Genomic DNA, 20,122 nt, shown 5'->3' on the forward strand with positions numbered 1-20,122 from the left:
GCCCGCGCGGGGGGGGGCGGTGGGGTGGCGGCGGCGGCGGGCGGGGGGGGGGGGGGGGGGGGGCGTGGGGGGGGGGGGGGGGCGGCCCCGGGGGGGGGGGGGGGGGGCCCTCGGCCGTCTTGGTCATCGCGGGTCAGCCCCGGGCCAGGATGCCGTCGATCTTCTCGTTGGCGTCCTTGAGGAGCTGGTCGATGTCGGCGTCCTTCTTCGTGAGGACGGCGGAGACGGCGCCGTCGAGGACGGAGTAGATCTGCTGGGCGTTGGGCGGCTCGATCTTCATCTGGAGGGACTGGTTGCCGTCCAGGAAGGCCTGGTAGTTCTCCACCGGGACGTTGGCGTTGGCCTTCTTGACCTGCTGGTCCTTGGCGTCGGCGGCGCCGGTGAACAGGCGCGGCTCGGGCAGGCCGACCGGGGCGTTGTTCTTCTTGGCGCGGGCGTAGTCGCCGAGGAAGCCGTCACCGGGGGTGAGGAACATGGAGTCGAGCCACTTGAGGCCGGCCTTGATCTGTGCCGGAGTGTCCTTCTTGTTGAACATGTAGCCGTCGCCGCCGATGAGCGTGCCCTGGCCGCCGGGCATCGGGGCGAGTGCGAGGTCCTTGTAGTTGCCGCCCTTCTCCTTGACCAGGATCGGGATGTTGTCCGGGGCGGAGAGATACATCCCGAGCTTGCCCGAACCCATCATCTGCTGCACGTCGTTGAGGATCAGCAACTGCTTGCTGCCCATGGTGTTGTCGGTCCAGCGCATGTCGTGCAGGTTCTGCAGGACCGCGTGGCCCTGGGGGGTGTCGACGGTCGCCGTCTTGCCGTCGGCGGAGACGACGTCACCGCCCTGGGAGTACAGCTCGGCGGTGAAGTGCCAGCCGCCCTGGTTCTGCGCGCTGTAGTCGGCGTATCCGACGGTGCCGTTGCCGAGGGCGGCGATCTTCTTGGCGTCGGCGCGGACCTCTTCCCAGGTCGCCGGCGGCTTGTCGGGGTCCAGTGCGGCCTTCTGGAAGAGCGCGCGGTTGTAGATCAGCCCCATGCTGTATCCGGTGCGCGGGATGCCGTAGACCTTGCCGTCCACGGTGTAGATGTCCCGCAGCTGCTTCTGGATGGTGTCGTAGCTCTTGAGGTCCTTGAGGTACGGCGTCAGGTCGGCCGCCTGGTTGATGTCCACGACGTGCTTGGCGTCGGTGAAGTACGTGTAGAACACGTCCTCCATCTGGCCGCCGGCGAGCTTGGCGTCGAAGGTCTTCGGGTCCTGGCAGGGGAACGCGTCGTGCATGACGACGTCGATGTCCGGGTTCTTCTTCTCGAAGTCGGCGGTGTCCTGATCGAAGAACGAACGGTCGACCTTGGCGCTCTTCGGCGGCTCGCAGTTGACGGTGATACGCGTCTTGCCGCTCCCCGCGTCGTCGCCGCCCGACCCGCAGGCCGAGGCCGAGAGCGCAAGGGACGAGCAGACACCTATCGCGACGAGAGCACGGCGGAACCCGGTGCTGGACATCGGTGGACCCCCCAGAACAGGAGCAGTGGGCGCCGCACCGGGACCGGTGGGCGCCGCACACTCAAGCACCGGCAGCACTGCCGCGCAAGATGTCGCGCAGAATCTGTAATTATTCGACAGCAGATGGGATCTGTTGACTCTCAGGCTTTCGGCGCTTGCGCGGTCGACCCCCTGACGACCAGCTCCGGCTCGAACAGCAGCTCCTCCGCCGGGACGACCGTGCCGCCGATCTGAGCGTTCAGCAGCTCGACGGCGGCCCGGCCCATGGCCTCGATGGGCTGGCGGACGGTGGTGAGCGGGGGTTCGGTGCAGTTCATGAACGCGGAGTCGTCGTAGCCGACGACCGACACCTGGGACGGGACGTCCAGGCCCTTGCGACGGGCCGCCCTGATCGCTCCCAGCGCCAGGGGGTCGCTGGCGCAGATGATGCCGGTGACGCCTTGGTCGATGAGGCGCGTGGCGGCCGCGTGACCGCCCTCGATCGAGAACATGGCCCGGGCGACGCCCGCGTCCGGGAGGTCGCCCATCGTGCGCGCGGCGGCCAGCTTGCGGGCCGACGGCATGTGGTCGGCGGGGCCGAGGACGAGTCCGATCCGCTCGTGGCCGAGGGAGGCGAGGTGCCGCCAGGCCTGTTCCACCGCCACGGCGTCGTCGCAGGACACGGCGGGGAAGCCGAGATGGTCGATGGCCGCGTTGATCAGCACCACCGGGATGTTGCGGTCGGCGAGCAGCCGGTAGTGGTCGTGCGGTGCGTCGGCCTGGGCGAAAAGACCGCCGGCGAACACGACACCGGAGACCTGCTGTTGCAGCAGCAACTCCACATAGTCCGCCTCGGAGACCCCGCCCTTGGTCTGGGTGCACAGCACCGGGGTGAGCCCGAGCTGGGCGAGCGCGCCGCCGATGACCTCGGCGAAGGCCGGGAAGATGGGGTTCTGCAGCTCGGGCAGGACCAGGCCGACGAGTCGGGCACGCTCGCCGCGCAGCTGGGTGGGGCGTTCGTAGCCGAGGACGTCCAGGGCCGAGAGCACCGCCTGCCGGGTGGCCTCGGAGACCCCGGGCTTGCCGTTGAGCACCCGGCTGACCGTGGCCTCGCTGACCCCGACCTTCTTGGCCACTTCCGCAAGTCGTCGCGTCATGGGTGCAAGCGTAGCGCAAGTTACGCAAGCAGTTTGCGTAAGCCTGGGGAGCCGGGGTCAGACACGGCTGCCCGTGGCCGTGTCCGCCGACAACCGCTGGGCGACGTAGATGGGGACCACCGACAGCAGCACGAGCACCGCCGCCACCACGTTCACCACCGGTGCCTGCTGGGGGCGGGTCAGGTTGTCGTAGATCCACAGCGGCAGGGTCTGGACGCCCGGTCCCGCGGTGAAGGTGGTGACCACGATCTCGTCGAAGGAGAGCGCGAAGGCGAGCAGTCCGCCGGCGAGCAGCGCGGAGCGCACCAGCGGGAAGGTGACGTCGGCGAAGGTGCGGAAGGTGTCGGCGCCGAGGTCGGCCGCCGCCTCCTCGTAGGTGCCGGAGGTGCGGCGCAGCCGGGCGACCACGTTGTTGAAGACGATCACCACACAGAAGGTGGCGTGTCCGACGACCACGGTGAACAGGCCGAGTCCGACGCCGAGCGGCGCAAGGACCGTGCTGAAGGCCGAGTTGAGGGCGATGCCGGTGACGATGCCGGGCAGCGCGATCGGCAGGACGACCACGAAGGAGAGGGCGTCCCGGCCGAAGAAGCGGTACCGGGCGACCGCGAAGGCGATCAGCGTGCCGAGCACCAGGGCGATCGCGGTGGCGCCGAGCCCGGCCTTCACCGAGGTCCACAGGGCCTCGCGGGCACCGGAGCTGTGCCAGGCGGCCGACCACCAGCGGGTCGTCACACCGGGCGGCGGCCAGCTCGCGCTGCGGTTTGGATTCAGGGAGTTGACGAGGACCAGCAGCAACGGCACGTAGATCACCGCGAAGCCGAGGCCGGCGGCGACACGCACCGCGATCCGCGCGGAACGGGAGAGTTGCACGGCGGGCTCCTCTACAGGCTGCTCAGCGCGCCCGTGCGGCGCATCGCGAGCAGGTACAGCACGATGACGACGACCGGGACGGTGGCCAGCGCGGCGGCCATGGGCAGGTTGAGTTCGATGTTGGCGTAGACGAGGTTGCCGATGAGCTGGGTCTTGCCGCCGACGATCTGCACGGTGATGTAGTCGCCGAGGCTGAGCGAGAAGGTGAACACCGACCCGGCGGCGACCGACGGCAGCACCATCGGCAGCACCACGGAACGGAAGGTCCGCCCGGCACGGGCGCCCAGGTCCGCGGAGGCGTCCAGCAGGTTGTCGGGCAACTGCTCCAGCGCGGTGTGGATCGGCAGGATCATGTACGGCAGCCACAGGTAGGTCAGGGCGAGGACGGTGGCCGGCAGCCCGAAGCCGGGCCCGCTCAGCCCGAAGGGCTTCAGCAGCCAGTCGGCGAGCCCGCCCTCGGACAGGATCAGCCGCCAGGCGTACACCTTGACCAGGTAACTCGCCCACAGCGGGGTGAGGATGGCGACCACCAGGAGCGGCCGCAGGCTCGGCCTGGCCACCCGGGCGGTGTAGAAGGCGACCGGGAAGGCGATCACCGCGCACAGGGCGGTCACCGCGAGGGCGACGCCGACACTGCGCAGGATCACCTGCCGGAACACCGGCGTGGTGAACAGCTCGTGGAAGTTGTCGGTCGACCAGACCTTCACCACCTCGGAGGTGAAGGAGTCCGTCGTCCAGAACGCGGAGACGAACAGCACCGCCAGGGAGCCCAGATAGAGCACGGCCAGCCAGAGCAGCGGGGCGGTCAGCAGCAGGGCGAGGCGGAGCCGGGGGCGCCGGTACAGCGCCCCCGCGGTCCGGGTGAGCACGGTCATGGCTCAGCCCTTGATCTCGGTCCAGGCCTGCACCCACTTCGCGTACGGCACGCACTTGACGTCGGTGCGGCCGTCCAGGCACTGCTCGATGGGCGTGTTCCAGAAGGCGATGTTCTTCCAGTAGCTCTCGTCGGCCGCGTGATAGGTCGTGCAGAAGCTCTTGTCGCTGGTCAGATCGCAGGCCTTGGCGTTGGCCGGGGCCTCGCCGAAGTACTCGGCGACCTCGGCGTTGACCTTCGGGGAGACGATCCAGTCGAGCCATTTGTAGGCGCAGGTGGGGTGCTTGGCCTTGGCGGAGACCATCCAGGTGTCGGACCAGCCGGTGGAACCCTCCTTGGGCACGAAGGCCTTGACCTTGGCGCCGTCGTCGGCGGCCAGGTTGGCGATGACCTGCCAGCTGGTGCCGATCACGGAGTCGCCGCTCTTGAAGGCGGAGATCTCCTTGAGGTAGTCGCTCCAGTACTCGCCGATGTCCGCGTTCTGCTTCTTCAGCAGGGCGACGGCCGCGTCGAACTGCTTCTGGTCGAGCGCGTAGGGGTCCTTGATCTTCAACTCGGGCTTGGTGGCCTTGAGATACAGGGCCGCGTCGGCGATGTAGATCGGCGAGTCGTAGGCGGTGACATGGCCCTGGTACTTCGCCGCGTCGTCGAAGACGGCCGACCAGGAGGTGGGCGCGGGGCTGACCTTCTGGGTGTTGTACATCAGCAGGTTGGCGCCGCGGCCGTGCGGGATGCCGTACATCTGGCCCTTGACCGAGTTCCAGGCACCGTTCTTCAGGCCGCTGAAGATGTCCTTGTAGTTCGGTACGAGCTTCGTGTTGACCGGAGCCGCGTCGCCGGAGGCGATCAGGCGCAGGGAGGCGTCGCCGGAGGCGGAGACGGCGTCGTACTCGCCGGTCTTCATCAGTTTGACCATCTCGTCGGAGCTGGCGGCGACCTTGGAGTGGACCTGGCAGCCGGTCTGCTTCTCGAAGTCGGTGACCCAGTCCACCTTGGGGTCGTCGGAGCCGTCCTCGACGTAGCCGGCCCAGGCGATCAGGTTGACCTCGCCCTCGCTCTTGCCGAGCTTGGCCAGGGGCTTGAGGTCGGGCGGGTTGAGTCCGGTCGAGGAGCCGGAGCCGGAGGAACCGCAGGCGGTGGCGGCCAGCAGCAGCGCGACGGCGGCGGCCGCGGTGCGAGGTCGGGTGAGGCGCACGACGTACTCCAGAGGTGAGGGACGGCGGATCCGGCCGGGACGGGCGGCCGGTCAGCCGGGGACGTGGACGGTGTGCCGGCGCTGCCAGCGCAGCCGGACGCGGGTGCCGCGGTAGGCGGCGACGTCCTCGGCGGAGGTGTCGAGGTTCTGCTGGAGCGCGGTGAGCCGGCCGCCGCCGTCCACGTCGACCAGGAAGCGGGTGGCGTCGCCGAGGTAGACCACCTCGGCGACGGTGCCGACGGCGTCGGCGTGGTCGGGTTCGCCCGGGCCCGCGGTCTCCTTGAGGACCCGGATCTTCTCGGGCCGGATGCTGTGGGTGCCGCTCTCGCCGAGCAACCGCCGGGCGACGTCCCCGGTGAGCAGGTTGGAGGTGCCGACGAAGGAGGCGACGAAGGCGGTGGCCGGGCGTTCGTAGATCTCGGCGGGGGTGCCGACCTGTTCGATACGGCCCTGATGGAAGACGGCGACGCGGTCGCTCATCGTCAGGGCCTCCTCCTGGTCGTGGGTGACGAAGACGAAGGTGATGCCCACCTCCCGTTGCAGGGCCTTGAGTTCGAGCTGCATCTGCTCGCGCAGCTTGAGGTCGAGGGCACCGAGGGGCTCGTCGAGCAGCAGGACGCGGGGCCGCCCGACGAGGGCGCGGGCGAGGGCGACGCGCTGGCGCTGGCCACCGGAGAGCTGGGCGGGACGGCGGCCGCCGAAGCCGTCGAGGCGGACCTCGGCGAGGGCCTTGCGGGCGCGGACCAGGCGTTCGGCCCGGGGGACCTTGCGGACCTTGAGGGAGTAGGCGACGTTCTGCTCGACGTTCATGTGCGGGAACAGGGCGTAGTCCTGGAAGACGGTGTGCACGTCCCGTTCGAAGGGGGCCCGGCGGGTGACGTCCTGCCCCGCGAGTTCGACCACGCCCGAAGTGGGGCTCTCGAAGCCGGCGATCAGGCGCAGCACGGTGGTCTTGCCGGAGCCGGAGGGGCCGAGCATCGAGAAGAACTCGCCGTCACGGATCTCCAGGTCGACTCCTGCCACGGCGCTGGTCTCGCCGAACGACTTCCGCAGATCCCGCAACCGGATCGCGCTGGCCTCCATGGGCGGGAACCTTTCTGGCGCTCTCTTGCGTTGCATGTGGTGATCGGAAAGATATGAAGTCATAGTTCAAAGCTCAAGACCCTTCTGAGGTAAAGCTTGGGTCAACGCATAGGGTGGTGGGCCGTGAAACAGCAGCAGACGGACGGCGGCGCCCGAAAGGCCGTCTTCGCCCGCGTGGACAGCGGGGCCCGGGTGGACGCCGTCGTACGCCGGATCGGCGACGCCATCGAGCTCGGACTGCTCGCCGACGGCGAGCAGCTGCCCGGCGAGACGGAGCTGGCCGGGCAGCTCGGGGTGTCCACGGTGACCCTGCGGGAGGCGCTGATGGCGCTGCGCCAGCAGGGCCTGGTCGTCACCCGCCGGGGCCGCGGCGGCGGCAGCTTCGTCTCCCTGCCGGACACACCCGGCCGGGAGCGGCTCCTGGAGCGGCTGCGCGGCTGGAGCCCCGAGGAGCTGCGCGACCTCGGCGACCACTGGGCGGCCCTGTCCGGCACCGCCGCACACCTCGCCGCACAGCGCACCGAGGACCACGACCTGGACCAACTCCGCCGGACCACCGAGGAGCTGCGCAAGGCCCGGGACACCTCGGCGCGTTGCCGGCTGTACGGCCGCTTCCACGTGGAACTGGCCGCCGCCGCCCAGTCGGCCCGGCTCACCCGGGAACAGGTCGCGCTCCAGACGGAGGTCGGCGCGCTGCTGTGCCTTGTGCTCGGCGACGACGAATATCGTGAAGAGGTGGCGGACCGTCACCGGTCCGTAATCTCGGCCGTGCAGGATGGGGCGGACGCATCGGCCGGGGAGCTGGCCGAGCGGTGCGTGCGGGACTCGACGGCGCGGCTCATCGCCCTGCGGCTGACCCTGTAGCCGCGCCGCGCCCGCTCCCCCGTCCACCGGAGGGCAGCATGAGCCGCGGCACCGTCCCCTCCACATCCGTGACCAGGGCCCCGGCCGCCCCCGAGGAGTACGTGGCCGAGCGGGTCGGCCACGCCCTGGAGGCGGTGTTCGACGCCGTCGCGCAGACCCGCGCCGACACCGCCGCACTGCTGGCCCGGGTGGCCGCCACGGGCCGCCGGCCGGTCACCGCGGACCTGGCAGCGCTGCGCCCCGGGCTCCATCTACGCCTGGCCCGGCAGGAGTTGGTCTCCGGTGTCGGATTCGTGGCCGCGCCCGGACTGCTCGCCGACGTGCCGGCCTGGCTGGAGTGGTGGCAGAGCGACGCCGGCGGGGACGTACGACCACTGCTCCTCGACCTCGACCCGCGCACCTCGGCCTACTCCGACTACACGCACTGGGACTGGTTCACGCTGCCCCGGGACACCGGGCGGCGTGCGGTGGCCGGGCCGTACGTCGACTACCTCTGCTCGGACGAGTACAGCCTCACCCTGTCCGCGCCGGTGGAACGGGCGGGCCGCTTCCTGGGCGTGGCCGCCGCGGACGTGTACCTACGGCATTTCGAGGCGGCCGCGCTGCCCCTGCTGCGCGCGCTGTCCGGCCCCGCCCGGCTGGTCAACGCCCGCGGCCGGGTGGCGGCGTCGGCGGACCCGGCGCATCTGGCCGGCTCACTGACCAAGGGGCCGGACTTCGCGGCCGTGCTGGAGAGCGGACGGCCGGGCACGTTCGGCGCGCTGCGCCTGGTGCCCTGCCGGGGCGTGCCGCTGGTCCTGGCGGTGGCTGCGACCTGAGCGGGGACCCGCGTCGGGGCGCCGCGGCTGAGCGGGGACCCGCGTCCGGAGAGGTGGTGGCGGGGAGTGCGGGCCGGTGCCGGTGTGGGCGTCCGGCCCGGCGCCGTCGGCGACCTGAACGCCGACGGTGCCGGGTCAGGCGTCGGGGGTGGGGACCACGGTCAGATGGGCGCCCAGGCCGCCCGGCCGGCGGGAGCGGCGCGGGGCGGCGGGGCGGGGAGCCGCGCGCAGCACCAGGGTGTAACGCGCGTAGCCCATGTCGTGAAGGGTCCTGGCGGTCTCGCCGACCACCCGGCACTCGGTGGCCCCCAGCAGCGGGTCCGGGTGCAGCACCGGCCGGACGGCACCGTCGAGCCGGGCGCCCTCCTCGCCGACCGCGCGCAGCCAGTGCGGCAGACCGTGCCGGAACGCCGCCTCCATGATCGGGTCCTGGGCGATCTCCCGTCGGATCGACTGGAGTTCGTGGTCGTGGCCGTACCGCTCCAGGGTGGTCTTGAACTGGGCCAGCATCGGCAGGCACCAGCCCGACTCGTGCGCGCCGAGCACCGAGCCGGCATCCGGGTGGAACAGGACGAACCGGAGGAAGTTGTCCCCGGGCATCGCCGTGGGATGCGGGGCGACCCCCCCGAAAAGTGTCTCGAACGCGCCGTTGGCCAGCACCACGTCCCAGCGGTGGTCCACCACCAGGGACGGGAAGGGAACCGCGTCCAGCAGCAACGCGTAGTCCTGAAGATATGCCTGGGCCTCAAGACTTTCGGGGACGGGCCGCGGCGCCGGCCGCTGCCCACCTGCCTGATATGCCATCGGGAGGTCACCCCTCTTGCCTATGCGGCCTTCTCGCGGCGATGTGATCCTGCTGCCCCACTCGGATGCATGTCAACTATCGTGGCATTTCATGCCTGTTGACGGCCGAAATTGGCCACAGTTGTGGCGACACCTGGATGTGAGTTCGAACGACCCGCTAATCTCCGGGAAGTTCATGCCGGGAAGTCCACGGCGACCACATGCGTGAAGCCCCTGGTTCCTCTGAGAGACGTAGGAGTTCTGTCGGTGACGGATGGCTACGAGGATCCGGGCGCCACGGCGACCGCCCAGCTGCCGGCCGTCGTCTCCCGCGTCACCGCGCTCGCCGACCGGCTCGGCGTGGCGTACGCCGAGGTCTACGACATCGGAAGGCTCTCCTACGCCTGCGGTGTCCCCGAGCCCGTCGTCAGGGCCCTGCTCGGCGGCCGGCCCGCGGGCGAACCCGATGTCCAGGAACGTTTCCTGCAGCGTCTGGACCTGCTGCGCCGCACCCGCCTCAAGCCCAACGGCCGAAAACACACCCAGCAGGAGATCGCCGACGGCGCGGGCATGTCCCGGCAGCAGGCCGGCGCCCTGCTCAACGGCGACCGGCGGCCGACCATGGAGCACTGCGACGCCCTCCAGCGCTTCTTCCGGGTGCATGCCGGGTTCCTCACCGCCGCGGACCCCGAGGCACTGGCCGGCGCTCTCCAGCGCGTCGAGCAGGAGCTGCTGCAGAAGCTGGCCGACCGGGAGCGGGCGGCGGCCGCGGCCGCGGCGGACCCCCTGGAGCGGCTGCTGCAGGACCACGGGGTGCGCGGGATCGCCTGGCGGGCCGCCCAGCTGCCCACCGACCAGCACCGCGACAAGGTCGCGGAATGGCTGGACATGCTCCTGGAGAGCGTCAAGCGGCCCGAGTCGTGAGCTGAGGGGGAACAGGAGAACATGGCCATCGGCAGGGACATGCGCCGGCTGAGCGGCGAGCTGGTCGGGGAGCTGACCCTGCCCGCGCCCACCCCGCCGCAGGAGCTGTACCAGACTCTGTGCGACGCGATGAGCCGCCGCCGCGGCCGCCCGGTCCTGTTCCGTACGGCCGTCTTCCCGCCCGGCACGGCCAGCGGGCTGTGGCTCGACCTGACCGACCGCGACCTGGTGGTGGTCGAGGAACGCACCGCGCCCGACCACCAGTTGGTGATCCTCGGCCACGAGCTGTGGCACATGCACGCCGACCACCACGGCCACGATGTCGAGGGGGTCGCGGTGGCGGCACGGCTCATCGGCGAAGGCGCGGGCGGCGGCGCGGTCAGTGACCGGGCCGCGGTCCAGGCAGCCGTCCGGCGGATGGCCGCCCGCACCCGCTTCGACCAGGCCGAGGAACAGGACGCGGAGACCTTCGGGCTGCTGCTGGCCAGCAAGTGCCGGACCTGGCTCGCGGGTTCGGCCCTGCGCGGCCCGGTGCGGCGGCACGACGTGGCGGGGCGCATCGAGGCCTCGCTGGGCTACCCGGGGAAGTGAGCCCGGCCCGACCGGGCACCGATGCCGACCGGATGTTCCCTCAGGAAGGGGTCCCGGGGCGGTTCGGGGTCGGCTGAGCGGGCGAACCGAGGCGTAGCGGGCAGGCGTTGTCAGTGGCGGACGGCAAGCTGGTGGGTGCGCACCGCACACGCGGTGCGGCCGCGCCGTCCGAGCGCGTGACCGTGACGACCGACGGGGAGAGCCGAGCCATGCCCACCGCCGTACTGACCGACCGTGAGCGCACCGCCGTCCAGGCCTATCTGCGGCTGCTGCACACCGTCCGCGCGGCCTTCGACGGACCTCCGGACGGCGCCCCGCGCCCCTTCCTGGTCCCGCCTGCCGTGCTCGCCGAGGCCGAGGAGGCCCTGGCCCGGGCCGGACTCGCCGGCAACGAGGAGGCGTTCTTCCGCCTCCTGCACGACTGGTGCCCACCCACCTGAGCCGACGGAGCACGACCGGGGGCGCTGTCAGGGGTGGGGCACGATCACGGCCGAGGTCAGCATGCCGTGCCCCACGCTCCAGCGGCCCTCGAAGGCCTGCAACCGCTGCCCGCCGACCTGGGGCCCGGGGACCAGGAGGCGGGCGTGCAGGGTGCCGTGCGGCCGCTCGCCGGGCTCCGGGACGAGCTCGATGTCGGCCTCCATGAAGTCCAGCCACTTCCCGGTGAGGGGGAACCACGCCTTGTAGACGGATTCCTTGGCGCTGAACAGCAGGCGGTCCCAGTGCACGCCGGGCCGCTCGGCCACGAGCCGGCGCAGCCGCTCCTGCTCCGAGGGCAGCAGGACGGACTCCGCGACGCCCTCGGGCAGCGGGGCGTGCGGTTCGGCGTCGATGCCCAGGGAGGCCAGGTCGGTGGCGCGGACCAGGGCGGCGGCGCAGTAGCCCTCGCAGTGGGTCATGCTGCCGACCAGCCCGTCCGGCCAGCGCGGTGCACCGCGCTCGCCGCTCACGACGGGCTGCGGCGGCACCCCGAGTTTCTCCATGGCGCGCCGCGCGCAGGCGCGCACGGCGGAGAACTCGCGGCGCCGCTTGGGCACGGCACGCGCGACGAGCGCCGCCTCCTCGGGGTAGAGGGGGGCTTCGCGGATCGCCTCGTCACCGAGCATCTCCACGGCCACCACCGAGTCCGGGAGCAGCTCCTCGATCACCGGTTCCGACCTCCATCGGCAGAATACGACGCAGCTTGCCCGGGGGCTGGGAGCGCTTGCGCCACTCGCGGGGGTATCCCACGGAGACCTCTTCGAAGCGGACGCCGTCGTGCCAGGTGGTCCGGGGGATGTGCAGATGACCGTAAACCATGGTGTCGACGCGGAACCGGCGGTGCCAGTCGGCGGTGCGGGTGGTGCCGCACCACATGGCGAACTCGGGGTACCACAGCACGTCCATGGGGTGCCGGTCCAGCGGGTAGTGGCCCGCCAGCACGGTCGGCAGGTCCTCGGGCAGCTCGGCGAGCCGGCGCTCGGTGGCCTCGACCCGGGCCCGGCACCAGTCCTCGCGGGTCGGGTAGGGGTCGGGGTGCAGCAGGTACTCGTCGTTGCAGACGATGCCGGTGCCGTGCGCGTACGCGAGGCCCTCTTCCTTCGTGGCGCAGCCGGCCGGCAGGAAGGAGTAGTCGTACAGGAGGAAGAGCGGTGCGACCACGACCGGGCCGCCCGGGCCCTCCCAGACCGGATAGGGGTCCTCGGGGCTGACCACGCCGAGTTCCCGGCAGAGGCCGACGAGGTGCTCGTAGCGGGCGACGCCGCGCAGCGTGACCGGATCCTTGGGGTGGGTCCACAGGTCGTGGTTGCCGGGGGCCCACAGCACCTTGCTGAAGCGGCCGGCGAAGGTCTCCAGGACCCAGCGGATGTCGGCGACGGTCTCCGCGACGTCACCGGCCACGATCAGCCAGTCGTCGTCCGTCTCGGGGCGCATCTTCTCGACGAGCTCGCGGTTCTCCGGGTACGAGATGTGCAGATCACTGATGGCCAGCAACTGCCCGGCACCGGCCGTGGACTCCACCCCGTACCCCTTCCGATCATGTCGTCTCCACCCACCTCAACACATGACGGGTCGACGGAACAAGGGGACTTGTCGGCCTGTCGGCGGGCATTCGCCGGCCGACCCTCGGCGGTTCGCCGGGCCGGTGCCGGTCAGTCAAGGAAACCGACGTGGACAGTGCAGGAAAACGCGCGTGGACAGTCCCGGGAAATCCGTAACACTGGCGTTGCACGCGAGGCCCCTTGAAAGCCGTATGATCCCCCCAACACCACCGCCACGAACTTCCCTTCGTCCAGGGCGGTTTGGTGACCCTCCAACCACCCTGCCCGGGCACGGGCCCGCTGAGCCCTGCCCGAAAACCCCGGAAGGCGGCATTAATGCGCTCTCGCGTACGCGTCTGGCTCAACCGCACGTACGCGGAGAACGTGTTCTTCATGGATCAGCTGCGGAAAAATCCCAGCGACCGGGCGGTCGAGATCCATGCGACGCACGGTGACGCCGACTCCCCCGTGCTGGCCGCCGCCGACACCGCCGAACTGGAGCCGGAGGGCCTGTCCCCGGCCGGCTACGTCGAGTACGCGCTCGACCAGTGCCAGCGCCGTGGCATCGATGTCTTCGTGCCCCGGCTGCACCAGTCGGCGATCGTCGCCCACCGGGCCGACTTCGAGGCGGCGGGAACGGCGCTGCTGGCGCCGACGCCGGAGGGCACCGCGGTCTTCGAGGACAAGGCGACCGCGTACGAGGCCGTCGCTTCGGCCGGCGTCCCGGTGCCGCCGTGGTGGCGGGTGCGCACGGCGGACGAACTGGTCGCCGCGGTCGAGAAGCTGGAGACCGACGGGCACAAGGCCTGCTTCAAGCCGGCCGCCGGTGCGGGTGGCGTGGGCTTCCGGGTGATCACGCGCGCCCCCTTCTCGCTCTTCCACCTCAACGGGTTCCCGGGGCCGTATGTCCAGCTCGACCTGGTCGTCGACGCGCTGCGGCGGGCCGACCAGCCGGTGGACTGGCTGGTGATGCCGCGGCTGGAGGAGCCGGAGGTGTCCGTGGACTGCCTCACCGGGCCCGACAACCGGGTCCGGCTGGCGGTGGGCCGCACGAAGAAGGGCCGCCGTCGCGGTTTCACCCTGGACGAGCGGTGGCTGGAGCCGGCCCGGCTGATCGCCGAGGGCTTCGGGCTGCACTATCTGTCCAACATCCAGTTCCGGATGTACGGCGACGAGCCGGTGCTGCTCGACGTCAACACGCGTCCCGCCGGGGGGTTGCACCAGCTGTCACTCTGCGGGGTCAACGCCCCGTGGGCGGCCGTGCAGTTGGCGCTGGGCGAGGACCCCGGGGTGATCGAGCCGCCGTTCCTGGGGCAGGACTACGCGGTGGTGTCGGGGCCGCGCCAGGTGTTGCCGTCGGTTCCCGTGCAGCGGGAGGAGGCCCAGGAGATGGTGTTGCCTGCGCCGATGCCCGCGGCGGTGCAGTCCGTGACCGAAGCGGCCGAGGTGTTGCCGCTCTAGGTTGCCTGCCGGGCGCGGCCCCGGTGCGGCTTGTCGCGCCCCCGCGGCGGAGCCGCACGTCGACACGGCCCCGCGCCCCTGAGCGCCTGAGCGCCTGAGCGCCTGATGGTGCGATCCCCTGCGGCCGGAGACTGAGGTGGACGCCGTGCCGGGGACACAGGATGAGACCGGGCGTTCGGCCGCCAGTGGCGCCGGCCCGGTGGCGAGGTCGGAACCGTGCACGAGCAGAAGTGGCTCACCTTCGCCGAGGGTTTCGTACTCGAGGTCGATGTCATGGACGTGCGCGGTCCGCACGGCACCTCGTGGGAACGGGCGGATCGTGCGGTGGGCGGCCGGCGTCTGCTGTGCGCCGCCACGCGGGCGGCGCACAGCACACAGGTCTCGGTCGGCGCATCCGGCTTACGCGCCGGGGAGCTTGGCGCCGATGACGTCGGCGTACTCCATCGTGGGCGGCACGACGCCCAGCTGGGCACCTGCCACGCGCAGCGCCTCGCCGAATGCCTCCAGATGCGCCTCCCGACCGGCTTCGTCCGCGAAGGCGTCGAAGATGCCGAACGTCGTGGGCCCCAGACGGAGCGCGACCCAGACGGGTGTCGTCGTCTCCTCCCGCACCTGATCCAGCGCTGACTTCAGCGCGGCCTCAACCTCCGACACCTTGTCCGGCTTCGCCTCGAAGCGGACGAGCAGCCCCACGGTGACCATGTGAATCCCCCCATCCCTCTCACTTCTGGAACGATCCTTCTGGAAGTAAGTTAACAGACTTCTTGAAGGATCGTTCTAGAATGGGCGCATGAAGACGGGAAGACCCCGGTCGTTCGACCGGGACGAGGCTCTCGAGGGCGCCATCGCCGTGTTCTGGGAACACGGTTACGAAGCCACCTCCATCGCCCTGCTCACCAAGACGGTCGGCATCGGTGCGGCCAGCCTGTATGCGGCGTTCGGCGACAAGCGGGCCCTGTTCCTTGAGGCGCTCGACCGCTATCTCGGCACCTACGGCGCGTTCACCGCACGCGCACTGGCCGAGGAAACGAACGCCCGCGCGGCCGTCGAGCGCCTGCTGCGCGAGGCGGCCGCCGCCTACACCAGGCCCGACCGCCCACGCGGCTGCCTCCTGATCAACGCGGCCACCAACTGCTCCCCTCAATCCGCCGACATGGCGGACCACCTGCGCCATCTCCGTGCCGCAGGCGTCCGCGCGCTCGAAGACAAGATCGCCGCGTCGTCGCCGGACGAACTCCCCGCCCACACCGACACCCATGCCCTCGCGAGCTTCTACTCGGCCGTCCTGCAAGGCATGTCCGCCCGGGCTCGCGACGGCGCCGGACGAAGCGATCTGGAGCAGATCGCCGAGGCGGCGCTCCGGGCCTGGCCGCCTGCCGCCGGACACGGCACAGGTACGACGCCCCCGTAAGAGGTCATCTCGTTCGGCGGTGCCGCTCCCTTCGACGGCCACCCGCACGAGCGTGCGCCGGGTTCCTCACGCCTCGACGTACGATGCCGAGATGCACACCGGCAGCCCCCGGGGCGCCAAGGCCCTCCTGATCAACGGCACCGTCGGTGTGGGCAAAGCCACTCCACGGGCTCCGTTCCCGACATCGCTGCATCCATCATCCGGGCAGCCGACTGGTCAGATCGCCAGTCTCCGGTAGCAGGTCGGAGAGGCGGCGGCGCCCGGGAGGAACAAGCCGGGTTTCTCCGGTCACCGGTATGGACCAATTCACGCCCGTCTCCTTGACAGGCGGATTGGTCCATACCAACTTGGTTGCGCACCTCCTTGCACCTTCGTGCAACTCCCGAACACCCCCATTCCTCCAGGGAGATCGCGTGCGCAACTCACTCAGACGTTCCAGACGTCGGATACTCGCACTGCTCGGGTCCGCCGCCCTCGCGCTCGCCGGGGCCATCGCGCTCCCCGGCACCGCACAGGCGGCCAACATCCTCTCCAACCCCGGCTTCGAGTCGGGGAGTCTCTCGCCCTGGTCCTGCACCGGGAACCTGGGCTCGGTCGTCTCCTCCCCCGTGCACGGCGGGTCCAAGGCCCTCGCGGGGGCAGTGAGTTCCAGTGACACCGCCCAGTGCACGCAGACCGTCGCCGTACAGCCCAACACCACGTACTCGCTCAGCGGCTGGGTCCGCGGCTCGTACGTCTACCTCGGGGTCACCGGCTCCAGCTCCACCTGGACCAGCTCGCCGTCCCAGTACAGTCAGCTGACCGTCTCCTTCACCACCGGCGCCTCGCAGACCAGCGCCCAGATCTACGTCCACGGCTGGTACGCGCAGGGCACCTACTACGCCGACGACATCAGCCTCGACGGGCCCGGCGGCAGTTCGGACACGCAGGCGCCCACCGCGCCCACGAACCTCACCTCCACCGGGAAGACCTCGTCGAGCGTGTCCCTGTCGTGGTCGGCCGCGACGGACAACGTCGGTGTGACGGCGTACGACATCTACCGCGGGTCGAGCCAGGTGGCGAGCGTCTCCGGGACCTCCGCCACGGTGAGCGGGCTGTCTGCCAGTACGGCGTACACGTTCACCGTCAAGGCCCGTGACGCGGCGGGGAACGTCTCGGCCGCCTCCAACTCCGTGAGTGTCACCACCGACGCGGGCAGCGGCGGCGGGACCGGCTTCAAGCAGGCCGCGCCCTACCTCTTCGAGGGCTGGGGCGATCCCCCGAGCCCGTCCACGGTGATGAGCGCGACCGGCATCAAGTCGTTCACCATGGCCTTCGTGCTGGACTCGGGCGGCTGCACCCCGGCCTGGGACGGCAGCCGGGCGCTGACCGGCGGCGTTGACCAGACCGCGATCAACCAGATCAAGGCGGCCGGCGGTGACATCACCCCGTCGTTCGGCGGCTGGCAGGGCAGCAAGCTCGGCGCCAACTGCTCCTCCGCGAGCGCGCTGGCCGGAGCGATCCAGAAGGTGATCGACGCCTACGGTCTCAAGTCCGTCGACATGGACATCGAGAACACGGACGAGTTCGAGAACGAAGCCGTGCAGGCGAAGATCCTGACCGCCCTGAAGACGGTCAAGGCCAACAACGCCGGCCTGAAGACGATCGTCACCTTCGGCACCTCCACGACCGGGCCGACGTACTACGGCAACCGGCTCATCGAGCAGGCGCAGTCGCTCGGCGCGAACATCGACGTCTTCACGATCATGCCGTTCGACTTCGGCGGCGGCGCCGACATGTACGGCAACACGGTGGCGGCGGCCGAGGGGCTGAAGACCAAGCTGAAGTCCACCTTCGGGTGGGACGACGCGACGGCCTACGCGCACATCGGGATCTCCGGCATGAACGGTCTGTCGGACCAGCAGGAGACCACGACCCCGGCGATCTGGACGCAGATCCGTGACTGGGGGAACTCGCACCACATCGCCCGGCTCGCGTTCTGGGCCGTGAACCGGGACCGCGGCTGCGCGGGCGGTGGCGTGGTGAGCAACTGCTCCGGGATCAGCCAGAGCAACTGGCAGTTCACCTCGATCACGGCCGGCTTCACCGGCTGAGCAGCGGCGGCGGTGGCGTGGGGGTGCCTAGACCGGGTACCCCCACGCCTTCGCTATCTCGGCGAGCCGGGGCGGGAGTTCGGCGGTGGGGTCGGCCTGGCGGGCGGCCTGGATGCGGCCCGACCTGATCTCGCTGCTCCAGTCGCCGAGCTTCGGCCTGAAGGTGCCGTGGTCCTGCTTGCCGTAGTCGAGCATGCCGCTCTCCCAGGGGACGCCGAGGTACCCGCACAGGTCGCGGGTGACCCGCTCCGGTGCCGCGGTGAGGTCCTCGTACGTGATCACATGGGCGCCGGGGAGTTTGAGACGCGCCTCTTCGAGCTTCTCCGCGTAGCTCAGGACCTCGGCGCGGATCGCCTCGTGGTCGGGATCGGTGCGGCGGCTGGTCAGGGACTGGATGACGGCGCCGGGGTGGCGCAGCAGCAGGACGAACCGGGCGTCGGGCCAACACCGGTGCAGCCGGGGCCAGATGAGGGTGTTCGGCGGGGTCTTGTCGACGATGACGTCCTTGCCGCTGCGGCTGAGCTCCAGGTGCAGCACCCGGTCCCACAGGACGTGCTCCAGCTCCTCGCGGTCGAGGGCGAGCTCCTTCATGGCGTCCGCGGTGAACTCCCGGGACATCTGGACGTGGACCGTGCGCAGATGCATCTCGTGCGGGGCGCGGATGCGGCTGTGGCTGTTCAGCAGGACGCGCAGCAGCGTGGAGCCGGAACGCACCGAGGAGAGGACGAAGACCGGGGCCGCCACCAGGCGCGGGGCGCGCGGGGCCACGTAGTCGGCGGAGAGCTGCGGCTTCACCTGACGCTGCGTCGGGATCGCGTCCAGGGTCTTGCGCGGAGGGCTCACCGCCTGCGCCATGAGCCGTCCCCGGCGCCTGAGCCCCTTGGCGATCGCTGACATTCGCGGGTCTCGCACGGTGATGCCTTTCTCTCGTCCCTGCCGTTCCGCATCCCAGGGGTGGCAGGCGAACTCGAGATGTCCAAGAGGCGAACCAACGGGGTCACGGCGGCCCGAAAAGCCGCCGTGACCAGGCAACTTACCGTTCTCTTAATTCTTCATATGAGAATTCCCGACTTTTGGCGCGGAACCGGACCATAACCGCATTCGGAATCGGATCAGGACCGGATCAGAACCGGCCGGATCCCCGGTACAGCTCCAGCTCCCCGTCCAGTTCGACGGCGAGGACCGTGGCGTACGGGTCGAGGTCGGCCGCGGCCGGCGGGTCGATCCACAGCACGCCGACCGCCTCGTGCAGTCCGCCGACGACACGGTGGGCGAGTTCGGTGCCGGTGCCGAGCACGCTGACCTTGCGGACCGGGGTGACCAGGCCGCGGACGCCGATCTCGGCACGCGGGATGTCGTACAGGGTGAGGTAGAGGGTGCGGCCGTCGGCGGAGAGGGTGCTCGGCCCGTAGTGGTGCCCGGCCGGCAGCCCGCGGACCGTGCCGTACACGGCCTCGGCGTGTCTGCGGATCCACTCCCCCAGGCCTTCGAGGCGCTCGACCTGCGGCTGCGGGATGGTGCCGTCCTCCATCGGGCCGACGTCCAGGAGGAGATTGCCGCCACCGCCGATGGTCTCCGTGAAGTAACGGACCAGCTGGCTGAGCGACTTGTGGTTGTCGTCGTGGTGCTGGTAGCCCCACGAGTCGTTGATGGTGAGGCACAGCTCCCAGGGCCCGGCGGGGGGTTCGATGGGTGCGCCCTGTTCCGGTGTCGCGTAGTCGCCCTCGCTGAGCATCCGGGCGTTGAAGACGACGTGCGGTGAGTAGGAGCGGACGAGCGCGGCGAGTTCCCTGATCCGCCACTGCTCCTCGCTGCGGTCCCACTCGCCGTCGAACCACATCAGGTCGGGCCGGTAGCGGGAGGCCAACTCGCGTATCTGGCCGTCACGGTAGCCGATGAACCGCTCCCAGGCATCGAGGTCCTCGTCCTCGGCCGAGCACTCGGAGTACCGGTTGTCCTCCTGCTCGGGCGGGCGGCCCGGCTTGCGCGTGGAGGCGTAGTCGGGGTGGTTCCAGTCGGAGTGCGAGTAGTAGAGACCGACCTTGAGTCCCTGCTCGCGGAGGGCGTCGGCGTAACCGGCGAGGTAGTCCCTGCCGAGGTTGAGATCGCCGAACTCGGTGTCCCACAGCGCCACTCCGTCGTGATGACGGCTGGTGAGCACGGCGTACCTGGCGCCGGCGCGGGCGAACAGGCCGGCCCAGGCGCGCGGGTCGTACTTCGCGCCGGTGAAGCGGGCGAGCTGGGACATGTACTGGTCGTGCGGCACGATGTCGTCGTAGAACGACCAGGATTCCTGGACGCCGTCGACGGCGTAGATCCCCCAGTGGACGAAGATCCCCAACTTGGCGTCGGTGAACCACGGTTGCATGGGCACGGCTGGACTCCCGTTGTGTACAAGGTCAGTCGGGGAAAGGGGGCGGGGGCGGGGCGGACCACGGGAGCCGCGCGCCGCGCGGGCGCGGGCGCGGGAGGGGGGGCGGGGCGGGGCGCGGGGGGAGTGTGGGGATGC

Annotated in this window: 20 protein-coding genes; 8 read left to right on the forward strand and 12 right to left on the reverse strand. The window is 70.6% G+C overall.

Going from position 1 to position 20,122, the window contains the following annotated elements:
* Positions 1 to 133: 133 nt before the first annotated feature.
* From ACWGJB_RS02565 to ACWGJB_RS02590, 6 genes are all read right to left on the reverse strand, one after another.
* On the reverse strand, positions 134 to 1,486 hold the full coding sequence (locus ACWGJB_RS02565) for an ABC transporter substrate-binding protein (RefSeq protein ID WP_453378430.1): 1,353 nt from the start codon (positions 1,484 to 1,486) through the stop codon (positions 134 to 136).
* A gap of 140 nt (positions 1,487 to 1,626) precedes the next feature.
* Positions 1,627 to 2,622, reverse strand: a complete 996-nt coding sequence (locus ACWGJB_RS02570) for a LacI family DNA-binding transcriptional regulator (RefSeq protein ID WP_453378431.1) — start codon at positions 2,620 to 2,622, stop codon at positions 1,627 to 1,629.
* Between the two features lie 57 nt (positions 2,623 to 2,679).
* Positions 2,680 to 3,495, reverse strand: a complete 816-nt coding sequence (locus ACWGJB_RS02575) for an ABC transporter permease (protein WP_453378432.1) — start codon at positions 3,493 to 3,495, stop codon at positions 2,680 to 2,682.
* An 11-nt stretch (positions 3,496 to 3,506) separates the two neighbouring features.
* Entirely contained in the window at positions 3,507 to 4,370 is an 864-nt protein-coding gene (locus tag ACWGJB_RS02580) for an ABC transporter permease (RefSeq protein WP_453378433.1), read from the reverse strand.
* Positions 4,371 to 4,373: 3 nt separating this feature from the next.
* The gene (locus ACWGJB_RS02585) at positions 4,374 to 5,564 is read right to left on the reverse strand and encodes an ABC transporter substrate-binding protein (protein WP_453378434.1); all 1,191 of its coding nucleotides are present in this window, start codon (positions 5,562 to 5,564) and stop codon (positions 4,374 to 4,376) included.
* Between the two features lie 51 nt (positions 5,565 to 5,615).
* A complete protein-coding gene (locus ACWGJB_RS02590) occupies positions 5,616 to 6,647 on the reverse strand; it encodes an ABC transporter ATP-binding protein (protein ID WP_453378435.1) in 1,032 nt (343 codons plus the stop codon).
* Positions 6,648 to 6,770: 123 nt separating this feature from the next.
* Here ACWGJB_RS02590 and ACWGJB_RS02595 point away from each other — a divergent pair, with 123 nt between their 5' ends.
* Complete coding sequence (locus tag ACWGJB_RS02595) at positions 6,771 to 7,511, forward strand: FadR/GntR family transcriptional regulator (protein WP_453378436.1); 741 nt, start codon at positions 6,771 to 6,773, stop codon at positions 7,509 to 7,511.
* A 38-nt stretch (positions 7,512 to 7,549) separates the two neighbouring features.
* Positions 7,550 to 8,329: a cache domain-containing protein gene (locus ACWGJB_RS02600; RefSeq protein ID WP_453378437.1), complete on the forward strand. Its 780-nt coding sequence runs from the start codon at positions 7,550 to 7,552 to the stop codon at positions 8,327 to 8,329.
* 135 nt (positions 8,330 to 8,464) lie between these two features.
* Here the strand turns inward: ACWGJB_RS02600 and ACWGJB_RS02605 are convergent, their stop codons facing one another.
* Positions 8,465 to 9,133 (reverse strand): MmyB family transcriptional regulator, encoded by a 669-nt coding sequence (locus ACWGJB_RS02605; RefSeq protein WP_453378438.1) that lies wholly within the window; start codon positions 9,131 to 9,133, stop codon positions 8,465 to 8,467.
* A 246-nt stretch (positions 9,134 to 9,379) separates the two neighbouring features.
* Between ACWGJB_RS02605 and ACWGJB_RS02610 the strand changes: the two genes are divergently transcribed.
* From ACWGJB_RS02610 to ACWGJB_RS02620, 3 genes are all read left to right on the forward strand, one after another.
* A complete protein-coding gene (locus ACWGJB_RS02610; RefSeq protein WP_360488264.1) occupies positions 9,380 to 10,036 on the forward strand; it encodes a helix-turn-helix domain-containing protein in 657 nt (218 codons plus the stop codon).
* A 21-nt stretch (positions 10,037 to 10,057) separates the two neighbouring features.
* A complete protein-coding gene (locus ACWGJB_RS02615; protein ID WP_453378439.1) occupies positions 10,058 to 10,627 on the forward strand; it encodes a toxin-antitoxin system, toxin component in 570 nt (189 codons plus the stop codon).
* Positions 10,628 to 10,836: 209 nt separating this feature from the next.
* On the forward strand, positions 10,837 to 11,067 hold the full coding sequence (locus ACWGJB_RS02620) for a hypothetical protein (protein ID WP_362729813.1): 231 nt from the start codon (positions 10,837 to 10,839) through the stop codon (positions 11,065 to 11,067).
* 27 nt (positions 11,068 to 11,094) lie between these two features.
* Here the strand turns inward: ACWGJB_RS02620 and ACWGJB_RS02625 are convergent, their stop codons facing one another.
* Together ACWGJB_RS02625 and ACWGJB_RS02630 are read right to left on the reverse strand one after the other, a co-directional pair.
* On the reverse strand, positions 11,095 to 11,775 hold the full coding sequence (locus tag ACWGJB_RS02625; protein ID WP_453378440.1) for a 4'-phosphopantetheinyl transferase family protein: 681 nt from the start codon (positions 11,773 to 11,775) through the stop codon (positions 11,095 to 11,097).
* Complete coding sequence (locus tag ACWGJB_RS02630; RefSeq protein WP_453378441.1) at positions 11,723 to 12,628, reverse strand: metallophosphoesterase family protein; 906 nt, start codon at positions 12,626 to 12,628, stop codon at positions 11,723 to 11,725. Before ACWGJB_RS02630 ends, ACWGJB_RS02625 begins: the two co-directional genes overlap by 53 nt.
* 356 nt (positions 12,629 to 12,984) lie before the next feature.
* On the opposite strand from ACWGJB_RS02630, the gene ACWGJB_RS02635 reads away from it, so the two are divergent.
* Positions 12,985 to 14,109: an ATP-grasp domain-containing protein gene (locus ACWGJB_RS02635; protein WP_453378442.1), complete on the forward strand. Its 1,125-nt coding sequence runs from the start codon at positions 12,985 to 12,987 to the stop codon at positions 14,107 to 14,109.
* A gap of 399 nt (positions 14,110 to 14,508) precedes the next feature.
* Here the strand turns inward: ACWGJB_RS02635 and ACWGJB_RS02640 are convergent, their stop codons facing one another.
* On the reverse strand, positions 14,509 to 14,802 hold the full coding sequence (locus ACWGJB_RS02640) for a putative quinol monooxygenase (RefSeq protein ID WP_453378443.1): 294 nt from the start codon (positions 14,800 to 14,802) through the stop codon (positions 14,509 to 14,511).
* 97 nt (positions 14,803 to 14,899) lie between these two features.
* On the opposite strand from ACWGJB_RS02640, the gene ACWGJB_RS02645 reads away from it, so the two are divergent.
* On the forward strand, positions 14,900 to 15,520 hold the full coding sequence (locus ACWGJB_RS02645; protein WP_453378444.1) for a TetR/AcrR family transcriptional regulator: 621 nt from the start codon (positions 14,900 to 14,902) through the stop codon (positions 15,518 to 15,520).
* A 413-nt stretch (positions 15,521 to 15,933) separates the two neighbouring features.
* Complete coding sequence (locus tag ACWGJB_RS02650; protein ID WP_453378445.1) at positions 15,934 to 17,613, forward strand: carbohydrate binding domain-containing protein; 1,680 nt, start codon at positions 15,934 to 15,936, stop codon at positions 17,611 to 17,613.
* A gap of 27 nt (positions 17,614 to 17,640) precedes the next feature.
* On the opposite strand, the gene ACWGJB_RS02655 is transcribed toward ACWGJB_RS02650, so the two are convergent.
* On the reverse strand, positions 17,641 to 18,510 hold the full coding sequence (locus ACWGJB_RS02655; protein WP_453378446.1) for a sulfotransferase family protein: 870 nt from the start codon (positions 18,508 to 18,510) through the stop codon (positions 17,641 to 17,643).
* A 226-nt stretch (positions 18,511 to 18,736) separates the two neighbouring features.
* Entirely contained in the window at positions 18,737 to 19,987 is a 1,251-nt protein-coding gene (locus tag ACWGJB_RS02660) for an alpha-L-fucosidase (protein ID WP_453378447.1), read from the reverse strand.
* Positions 19,988 to 20,122 lie beyond the last annotated feature (135 nt).

It is taken from the genome of Streptomyces sp. NPDC054813 (genome assembly GCF_053611365.1).

Coding starts and splice junctions, on each gene's coding strand:
- ACWGJB_RS02565 (WP_453378430.1), bottom strand. CDS start 1,486: ATGTCCAGCACCGGGTTCCGCCGTGCTCTCGTCGCGATAGGTGTCTGC.
- ACWGJB_RS02570 (WP_453378431.1), bottom strand. CDS start 2,622: ATGACGCGACGACTTGCGGAAGTGGCCAAGAAGGTCGGGGTCAGCGAG.
- ACWGJB_RS02580 (WP_453378433.1), bottom strand. CDS start 4,370: ATGACCGTGCTCACCCGGACCGCGGGGGCGCTGTACCGGCGCCCCCGG.
- ACWGJB_RS02590 (WP_453378435.1), bottom strand. CDS start 6,647: ATGGAGGCCAGCGCGATCCGGTTGCGGGATCTGCGGAAGTCGTTCGGC.
- ACWGJB_RS02600 (WP_453378437.1), top strand. CDS start 7,550: ATGAGCCGCGGCACCGTCCCCTCCACATCCGTGACCAGGGCCCCGGCC.
- ACWGJB_RS02605 (WP_453378438.1), bottom strand. CDS start 9,133: ATGGCATATCAGGCAGGTGGGCAGCGGCCGGCGCCGCGGCCCGTCCCC.
- ACWGJB_RS02615 (WP_453378439.1), top strand. CDS start 10,058: ATGGCCATCGGCAGGGACATGCGCCGGCTGAGCGGCGAGCTGGTCGGG.
- ACWGJB_RS02620 (WP_362729813.1), top strand. CDS start 10,837: ATGCCCACCGCCGTACTGACCGACCGTGAGCGCACCGCCGTCCAGGCC.
- ACWGJB_RS02635 (WP_453378442.1), top strand. CDS start 12,985: ATGCGCTCTCGCGTACGCGTCTGGCTCAACCGCACGTACGCGGAGAAC.
- ACWGJB_RS02645 (WP_453378444.1), top strand. CDS start 14,900: ATGAAGACGGGAAGACCCCGGTCGTTCGACCGGGACGAGGCTCTCGAG.
- ACWGJB_RS02655 (WP_453378446.1), bottom strand. CDS start 18,510: ATGTCAGCGATCGCCAAGGGGCTCAGGCGCCGGGGACGGCTCATGGCG.